Below are 8,832 nucleotides of genomic sequence, written 5' to 3'. Positions count from 1 at the left end.
CCAGGCGCTGAGCCGTATCAGGTACACCGCGTTTTGCTCGATTGGGGGCGCTTCGCACCCCAACGCGGGGCAAGCCCGCTCGCCACAATAAGCCCACACATTTTCCTTAACTGAACGGCATCAGGGCTTGCCACAGAGGCGCCAGTTTGCTGCGCGACAGCGCTGGTTCAGCGCACGGCTTCAAAGAGTCCGCTCGCGCCCATGCCGCCGCCCACGCACATGGTGACGATGCCATAGCGCAAACGACGTCGCTGCAGTTCGCGCACCAGATGCCCCACTTGCCTCGAACCGGTCATGCCGAACGGGTGGCCGATAGCGATAGCGCCGCCATTGACGTTGTACCTGGCATTGTCGATTTCCAGCCGGTCACGCGCATACAGGCACTGGGACGCGAACGCTTCGTTGAGCTCCCACAAGTCGATATCCGCCACCTGCAAGCCCTTCGCCTTGAGCAGTTTGGGCACCGAGAACACCGGCCCGATGCCCATCTCGTCGGGTTCGCAGCCGGCCACGGTAAAGCCACGGAAAAACGCCTTGGGCTTGAGCCCCAGTGCCAGCGCTTTCTCCAGGCTCATCACCAGCGTCATCGATGCGCCATCGGACAACTGCGAGGCATTGCCCGCCGTCACCGAGCCGTCTTCGGCAAACACCGGCTTCAAACCGCTGAGGCTGGCCAGGGTGGTGTCGGGTCGGTTGCAGTCGTCGCGGTCGACCACACCGTCGAGGATCTGCACGCCGCCCGTGTCCTTATCCTCGACCCGGTACTTGACCGCCATCGGCACGATTTCATCATCGAACAGGCCATCCGCCTGCGCCTGCGCGGTGCGCTGCTGGCTTTGCAGCGCATACGCGTCCTGCGCTTCACGGCTGACGTGGTAGCGGCGCGCGACGATTTCGGCGGTCTGGCCCATGGGAAAATAGATGCCCGGCACCTGTTCCTTGAGCAACGGGTTGATCAGGTTGTCAGTGTTGATGCTCTTGAGAGTCAGGCTGATGGACTCGACGCCGCCGGCGACAATGATCTCGCTGCAGCCCGAGGCAATCTGATTGGCCGCCATGGCAATCGCCTGCAGGCCGGATGAGCAAAAGCGGTTGAGCGTCATCCCCGCCGTACCGGTGCCCAACCGCGACAGCACCGCCACGTTGCGCCCGATGTTTTGGCCCTGGGCGCCTTCGTTGGAGGCCGCGCCGACGATGCAGTCTTCCACCGTCGCCGGGTCAATGCCGTTGCGGGTGAGCAGCGCGTTGACGCAATGGGCCGCCATGTCATCCGGGCGAGTCTGGTTGAACTTGCCGCGAAAGGACTTGGCCAGGCCGGTTCGCACGCTGTCGACGATCACTACTTCACGCATGGGCTACCTCGATCTTGTGGTTGTTGGCAGATCAATCGAGGATAGATCCAGACCTGCCCCACCGCGATGATCATTCACCCGGCCTATACAAAAGCATGGTGATCAGGCTGCCTGTGGCAAGCGGCTGACAGTTATTTCTTTTTCTTCTTCCCGCGCTTGCCAGCGTGCTCGAACGCCTCTTCCAGCGCCCGGTTGATCGTGCGCAACACCTTGACCCGCGCCCAGCGCTTGTCGTTGGCCTCCACCAGCGTCCAGCATGCAACCTCGGTGCTGGTACGGTCGACCATATCGCCGACGGCGGTGCGGTAGGCGTCCCACTTGTCGCGGTTGCGCCAGTCGTCCTCGGTGATCTTGAAGCGCTTGAACGGAATCTCCTCGCGCGCCTGGAAGCGTTCGAGCTGGGTCTGCTTGTCGATGGCCAGCCAGAACTTGACCACGATCACCCCGGCGTCGCGCAGTTGCTCTTCGAAGTCGTTGATCTCGCCATAGGCGCGCATCCAGTCGGCCGGGGTGCAGAAACCCTCGATCCGCTCCACCAGCACACGGCCGTACCACGAGCGGTCGAACACGGTGAACATGCCGCGCGCCGGAATTTTCTGCCAGAAGCGCCACAGGTAAGGCTGGGCGCGCTCGTCTTCGCTGGGCGCGGCAATCGGCACGATGTGGTACTGGCGCGGGTCCAGCGCGGCGGCGACCCGGCGGATGGCGCCGCCCTTGCCTGCTGCGTCGTTGCCTTCGAACACAGTGACCAGCGCGTGGCTGCGCATGCGCTTGTCACGCATCAGGCCAGAGAAGCGCGCCTGCTCGGTAATCAGTTGTTCTTCGTAATCGTCCTTGTCCAGGCTCACTGTCATGTCGAGGCTGTCGAGCAGGCTTTTTTGATCGACCGAGGCCAGCAACGGTGCGGGGTTCATGCCACTGGTTTTGGCCTTGGGCAACGTCAATGCACTGTGCAGGCCCTCGAGGAGAATTTTGCCCACGGTGAGGCTGCGGTAGTGCGCGTCGGCGCCCTCGATCACGTGCCACGGCGCATAGTCGCGGCTGGTGCGACGCAGGATGCGTTCGCCAAAATGGACAAACTTGTCGTAAGTCTTCGATTGCTGCCAGTCCAGCGGGCTGATGCGCCAGCTGTGCAGCGGGTCGTCGGCCAACGATTTGAGCCGCGCCTTCATCTGTTTTTTGGACAGGTGGAACCAGAACTTGAAGATCAGCGCGCCTTCGTCACACAGCATTTTCTCCAGCCGCTCGGCACCGGCAATGGCCTGGTCGAGCCGGGCATCCTTGATCTGCCCGTGCACCCGGCCCTGCAGCATCTGGCTGTACCAGTTGCCGAAGAAAATGCCCATGCGCCCCTTGGCCGGGAGCTGGCGCCAGTAGCGCCAGGCCGGCGGGCGCGCCAGTTCTTCGTCGGTCTGCTGGTCGAAGGTGCGCACCTCGATCAGGCGCGGGTCCATCCATTCGTTGAGCAGCTTGACGGTTTCGCCCTTGCCGGCGCCTTCGATGCCGTTGATGAGGATGATCACCGGGAAGCGTTTCTGCTGGTGCAGCTCGTACTGCACGTCCAGCAGCGCTTCACGCAACGCGGGAACCTCTGCCTCGTAGGTGTCTTTGTCGATGGCGTGACCGATTTCGGCGGATTCGAACATGGGCAGCTCCGTTTCAAGATGGCTCAAGACTAGCGGATTGGGCAACGACACGCGGGAGGAAATTCCACCGGCGCCTGTCACGGGGCAAATCATTGCCGGTCGATCGGCTAGAATGGCCGCCTTGCCTTTGCCGAGCCGCCCATGAACCCCGTAACCCACGCCCAGCTCGACTGGGACGACCAAGGTCGCCCGCACTCGCGGGTCTTCGACGACGTGTACTTCTCCGACCAGTCGGGCCTTGCAGAAACCCGCTATGTGTTTCTTGAGCAGAACCGCCTGCAGGAGCGCTTTGCTGCCTTGCCTGCGGGCGGGCGGCTGGTGATCGGCGAGACCGGTTTTGGCACCGGGCTGAATTTTCTATGCGCCTGGCAGTTGTTCGAACAGCACGCCGTGGCGGGCGCGCGCCTGCATTTTGTCAGCGTCGAAAAATTCCCGCTGAGCCACGCCGACCTGCAACGCGCCCTCGCCCTCTGGCCGGAACTTGCGCCGTTCGCCGAACAACTGCTGGCCCACTACATTGCCATCCACCAGGGCTTCCAGCGGCTGGTGCTGGACAATGGCCGCGTGACCCTGACCCTGTTGATCGGCGACGCCCTGGAGCAGTTGCCGCAACTGGACGCACAGATCGATGCGTGGTTTCTCGACGGTTTTGCCCCGGCGAAAAACCCGGACATGTGGACCGCCGAGCTGTTTGCCGAACTGGCACGCCTGGCCGCGCCGGGGTCGACCATCAGCACCTTCACCAGCACCGGCTGGGTACGCCGGCTGATCAATGCCGCCGGGTTCAAGATGAAACGCACGCCGGGCATCGGGCATAAATGGGAAATCCTGCGCGGTGAGTTTCGTGGCTGGCCCGCCGACACCCCGGCAGCGCCGGGCATCAAGCCGTGGTTCGCCCGCCCTCCCGCCGTTAGCGGTGAGCGCAAGGCCCTGGTGATCGGCGCCGGCCTGGCCGGGTGCGCCACCGCTGCCAGCCTCGCGGCCCGAGGTTGGCAGGTGAGCCTGCTGGAGCGCCATGAAGCCCTGGCCCAGGAAGCCTCGGGCAACCCGCAAGGCGTGCTGTACCTCAAGCTCTCCGCGCACGGTACGGCGCTGTCGCAGATGATTCTGGCCGGGTTCGGCTACACCCGTCGCGTGCTTGAGCACCTGCAGCGCGGCGTGGCATGGGACGGCTGCGGCGTGCTGCAATTGGCCTTCGATGCCAAGGAAAGCGAGCGCCAGGCACAACTGGCCGAGGCCTTCGCGCCAGGCTTGCTGCATCAGCTCGACCGCGAACAGGCCCAGGCTCGCGCCGGGGTCGCACTGGCGCACGGCGGGCTGTTTTTCCCGGAGGGCGGCTGGGTCCACCCGCCCGCCTTGTGCGCATGGCAAGCGCAGCGCGGCGGTATCACCGTGCTGACGCATCACGAGGTGCTGGACCTGCGCAACATCAACGGACGCTGGCAAGCCTGGGAAGGCGAGCGGCTGCTCGGCGATGCCCCGGTGGTGGTCCTGGCTGGCGCCGCCGAGGTGCAACGTTTCGCCAACCTGCCGCTCAAGCGCATCCGCGGGCAGATCACCTCGCTGGCGCAAACCGCGGAAAGCCAGGCCCTCGCCACGGTGGTCTGCGCCGAAGGCTATGTGGCGCCGCCACGCCTGGGTGAGCACACCCTTGGCGCCAGCTTTGACTTCAAGAGCGATGACCTCACGCCCACCGCCGCCGAACACGCCGGCAACCTGGAACTGCTCAAGGGTATTTCCGTGGACCTGGCCCAACGCCTGCACGTCGACAGCCTCGACCCGGCCACGGTGCAAGGCCGTGCGGCCTTTCGCTGCACCAGCCCGGACTACCTGCCGATTGTCGGGCCACTGGCCGACGCGGCCGCCTTTGACCAGGCATATGCCGGCTTGCGCAAGGATGCGCGCCAGGTGCCCGCCATCGTCTGCCCGTGGCTTGACGGCCTGTATGTCAACAGCGGCCATGGCTCGCGCGGCCTGATTACCGCGCCCTTGTCGGCCGAGCTGCTCGCCGCCTGGCTGGACAACGAGCCCTTGCCGCTGCCACGCAGCGTCGCCGAAGCCTGCCACCCCAATCGCTTTGCCGTGCGCAGCCTGATCCGCAGCCATGCGCCCGTTCCACGCTGACGGCGTTTTGCCTTATAACTTATTGTTCTAAAACTCCACGTATAGCACCGGGTCAGTTTCTGGGTACGCGCCCTCTTGGGCGTATTGAGTATTGACCCTCCCCAACGGAAAAACCGGTAAGGAATTTATGTGCGGATTAGCTGGAGAATTACGTTTCGATGCCCAACCTGCCGACCTGGCAGCGATTGAGCGCATCACCCATCACCTGGCCCCGCGTGGCCCCGATGCCTGGGGCTTTCATGCCCAGGGGCCGGTTGCCCTGGGCCATCGGCGCCTGAAGATCATGGACCTGTCGGACGGCTCGGCGCAGCCGATGATCGACGCCCAGTTGGGGCTGTCCCTGGCGTTCAACGGTGCGATCTATAACTTTCCGGAATTGCGTGAAGAGCTGGAAGCCTTGGGCTATGCCTTCTATTCCGGCGGCGACACCGAAGTGCTGCTCAAGGGCTACCACGCCTGGGGCGAAGCGCTGCTGCCCAAGCTCAACGGCATGTTCGCCTTCGCCATCTGGGAGCGTGATGCCCAGCGCCTGTTCATCGCCCGTGACCGCCTTGGCGTCAAGCCGTTGTACCTGTCGCGCACCGGTCAGCGCCTGCGTTTTGCGTCGGCATTGCCGGCACTGCTCAAGGGCGGCGACATCAACCCGATCCTCGATCCGGTGGCGCTGAACCATTACCTGAATTTCCACGCCGTGGTGCCTGCGCCGCGCACGTTGCTGGCGGGCATTGAGAAACTGCCCCCGGCGAGCTGGATGCGCATCGACGCCAACGGCACCACCGAACAGAAAACCTGGTGGACGTTGCCCTACGGTCCCCATGACGATGAAAAAAACCTGACGTTGCAGGACTGGACCGACCGTGTCCTCGACAGCACCCGCGAAGCCGTGGCCATTCGTCAACGGGCGGCAGTGGACGTGGGCGTGCTGCTCTCCGGCGGCGTCGATTCGAGCATGCTCGTCGGCCTGCTGCGCGAAGTCGGCGTGCAGGACCTGTCGACCTTCTCCATCGGCTTTGAAGATGCCGGCGGCGAGCGCGGCGACGAATTCCAGTATTCGGACCTGATCGCCAAGCATTACGGCACGCGCCATCACCAATTGCGCATTGCCGAAAGCGAGATCATCGAACAGCTGCCGGCGGCGTTCCGCGCCATGAGCGAGCCGATGGTCAGCCACGACTGCATTGCCTTCTACCTGCTGTCGCGGGAAGTGGCCAAGCATTGCAAGGTGGTGCAGAGCGGCCAGGGCGCCGACGAACTGTTTGCCGGCTACCACTGGTACCCGCAGGTGGACGGCGCCAGCGATCCCTACGCGGCCTATCGCGAGGCGTTCTTCGACCGCAGCTACGACGATTACGCCGCCACCGTCGCGCCGAAATGGCTGACCGCCAACGACGCCGCCGGGGATTTTGTGCGTGAACACTTTGCAATGCCCGGTGCCGATGCCGCCGTGGACAAGGCCCTGCGCCTGGACAGCACGGTGATGCTGGTGGACGACCCGGTCAAGCGCGTCGACAACATGACCATGGCCTGGGGCCTGGAAGCGCGCACGCCGTTTCTGGACTATCGCCTGGTGGAACTGTCGGCGCGGGTGCCGGGTAAATTCAAGCTGCCCGATGGCGGTAAGCAGGTGTTGAAAGAGGCGGCGCGCCGGGTGATCCCGAGCGAAGTCATCGACCGCAAAAAAGGCTATTTCCCGGTGCCGGGCCTCAAGCATTTGCAGGGCGACACCCTGAACTGGGTGCGCGAACTGTTGCTGGACCCGAGCCAGGATCGCGGCCTGTTCAACCCGGCCATGCTCGACCGCCTGCTGAACGACCCGCAGGGCCAACTGACCCCGCTGCGCGGCTCCAAGCTGTGGCAACTGGCGGCGCTGAACCTGTGGCTCAGCGAACAAGGAATCTGATTGATGAAACAGAACGCCGCGGCGTACAGCCAACGCTTGCTCAAGGGCCAGGCGCCGACCTATGAGCGCCTGCAAGCGCGTTTGGCCGAGGACGGCAACCCGCAGAGCCCCGGCCATATCGCGGTGCATTGCGGCTGGGGACGGCTGTTGATCGGCCATACCTTCCCGGACCCCGCGAGCCTGGCCGAGGAACTGCTCAATGAACAAGCCGGTGAGCGCGACATTGCGTTGTATGTGGCCGCGCCCCAGCAGATCCTCGGGATTGATCCGCAGCAGTTGTTCCTCGATCCGTCCGACACCTTGCGCCTGTGGTTCAGCGACTATCGCCCGGCCACCCGGGTGTTTCGCGGCTTTCGCATTCGTCGGGTGCAGAATGAGGCGGACTGGCAGGCGGTCAACCGCCTCTACCAGGGACGCGGCATGTTGCCGGTCGATACCGAACGCCTCACACCGCGTCATCAGGGCGGCCCGGTGTACTGGCTGGCCGAGGACGAAGACAGCGGCGCAGTGATCGGCAGCGTGATGGGCCTCAATCACCAGAAAGCCTTCAACGACCCGGAGAACGGTTGCAGCCTGTGGTGCCTGGCGGTCGATCCGCAGTGCACGCGCCCAGGCGTGGGCGAGGTGCTGGTGCGCCACCTGGTGGAGCACTTCATGAGCCGTGGCCTGAGCTACCTCGACCTGTCGGTGCTGCACGATAACCGCCAGGCCAAGAGCCTCTACGCCAAGCTGGGCTTTCGCGCGCTGACCACCTTTGCGATCAAGCACAAGAACGGCATCAACCAGCCGCTGTTTCTCGGCCCGGGCCCGCAGGCGGGGTTCAACCCGTATGCGCGGATCATTGTCGAAGAGGCGCATCGGCGCGGTATCGATGTGCAGGTGGACGACGCCGACGCCGGCCTGTTCACCCTCAGCCACGGCGGGCGCCGCGTGCGTTGTCGCGAATCGTTGAGCGACCTGACCAGCGCCATCAGCATGACGTTGTGTCAGGACAAGAGCCTGACCCACAAGGTGCTCAAGGCTGCCGGTTTGAACGTGCCCTCGCAACAACTGGCGGGCAGTGCCGATGACAATCTGGAGTTTCTCGACGAACACCAGCGCATCGTGGTCAAGCCGCTGGACGGCGAACAGGGCCACGGCGTGGCGGTGGACCTGCGCACCATTGAAGAGGTGCAGCAGGCCATCGAAGCGGCGCGTGCGTTCGACAGCCGTATTTTGCTCGAAAGCTTTCACGAAGGCCTGGACCTGCGCATTCTGGTGATCGGTTTTGAAGTGGTGGCCGCAGCGATCCGCCGCCCTGCCGAAGTCAAAGGTGATGGTCAGCATTCCATCGGTGCGCTGATCGAGGCTCAGAGTCGGCGGCGCCAGGCCGCGACCGATGGCGAAAGTAAAATTCCCGTGGATGCGGAAACCGAACGCACCCTGCACGCCGCCGGCTACGACTACAGCAGCATCCTGCCCCGAGGCCAGACCCTGGCCGTGCGCCGCACCGCCAACCTGCACACCGGCGGCTGCCTGGAAGACGTGACCGCGATCCTGCACCCGACGCTGGTGGACGCTGCCGTGCGTGCCGCTCGCGCCCTGGACATTCCCATGGTGGGCCTGGACCTGATGGTGCCCGCCGCCGATCAACCCGAGTATGTATTTATCGAGGCCAACGAACGGGCCGGCCTGGCCAATCATGAGCCGCAGCCGACTGCCGAGAAATTTGTGGATCTGTTGTTTCCCCACAGCCAGTCAACGGTTTGAGAGAGGCGTTGCCTGATCGGCCGCCTCAGGGGCAAGCCCGCTGCCACAGGCTGACCGCATG

General features: G+C 64.3%; 5 protein-coding genes. 3 read left to right on the top strand and 2 right to left on the bottom strand.

Annotated features, from left to right (window positions below; all coding sequences use genetic code 11):
- Nucleotides 1–167 precede the first annotated feature (167 nt).
- Both LUB09_RS03475 and pap read right to left on the bottom strand, forming a co-directional pair.
- Nucleotides 168–1,352, bottom strand: coding sequence for a thiolase family protein (locus tag LUB09_RS03475; RefSeq protein WP_209983301.1), 1,185 nt, complete (start codon nt 1,350–1,352; stop codon nt 168–170).
- A gap of 131 nt (nt 1,353–1,483) precedes the next feature.
- Nucleotides 1,484–2,998, bottom strand: coding sequence for a polyphosphate:AMP phosphotransferase (gene pap, locus LUB09_RS03470; RefSeq protein ID WP_231421630.1), 1,515 nt, complete (start codon nt 2,996–2,998; stop codon nt 1,484–1,486).
- Nucleotides 2,999–3,139: 141 nt separating this feature from the next.
- Here pap and mnmC point away from each other — a divergent pair, with 141 nt between their 5' ends.
- The 3 genes from mnmC to ngg all read left to right on the top strand — a co-directional run bounded on the left by mnmC (nt 3,140) and on the right by ngg (nt 8,771).
- Nucleotides 3,140–5,122, top strand: coding sequence for a bifunctional tRNA (5-methylaminomethyl-2-thiouridine)(34)-methyltransferase MnmD/FAD-dependent 5-carboxymethylaminomethyl-2-thiouridine(34) oxidoreductase MnmC (gene mnmC, locus LUB09_RS03465; protein WP_231421629.1), 1,983 nt, complete (start codon nt 3,140–3,142; stop codon nt 5,120–5,122).
- A 127-nt stretch (nt 5,123–5,249) separates the two neighbouring features.
- Nucleotides 5,250–7,022, top strand: coding sequence for an N-acetylglutaminylglutamine amidotransferase (locus LUB09_RS03460; RefSeq protein WP_231421628.1), 1,773 nt, complete (start codon nt 5,250–5,252; stop codon nt 7,020–7,022).
- A 3-nt stretch (nt 7,023–7,025) separates the two neighbouring features.
- On the top strand, nt 7,026–8,771 hold the full coding sequence (gene ngg, locus LUB09_RS03455; RefSeq protein WP_209983309.1) for an N-acetylglutaminylglutamine synthetase: 1,746 nt from the start codon (nt 7,026–7,028) through the stop codon (nt 8,769–8,771).
- The last annotated feature ends 61 nt before the right edge of the window (nt 8,772–8,832 follow it).

The organism is Pseudomonas sp. Leaf59, assembly GCF_920984685.1.
In the GTDB taxonomy this organism is placed as follows: Bacteria; Pseudomonadota; Gammaproteobacteria; order Pseudomonadales; family Pseudomonadaceae; genus Aquipseudomonas.
Note: the sequence above shows the minus strand (reverse complement) of the source record. Positions and strands in the feature narration are given on the sequence as shown.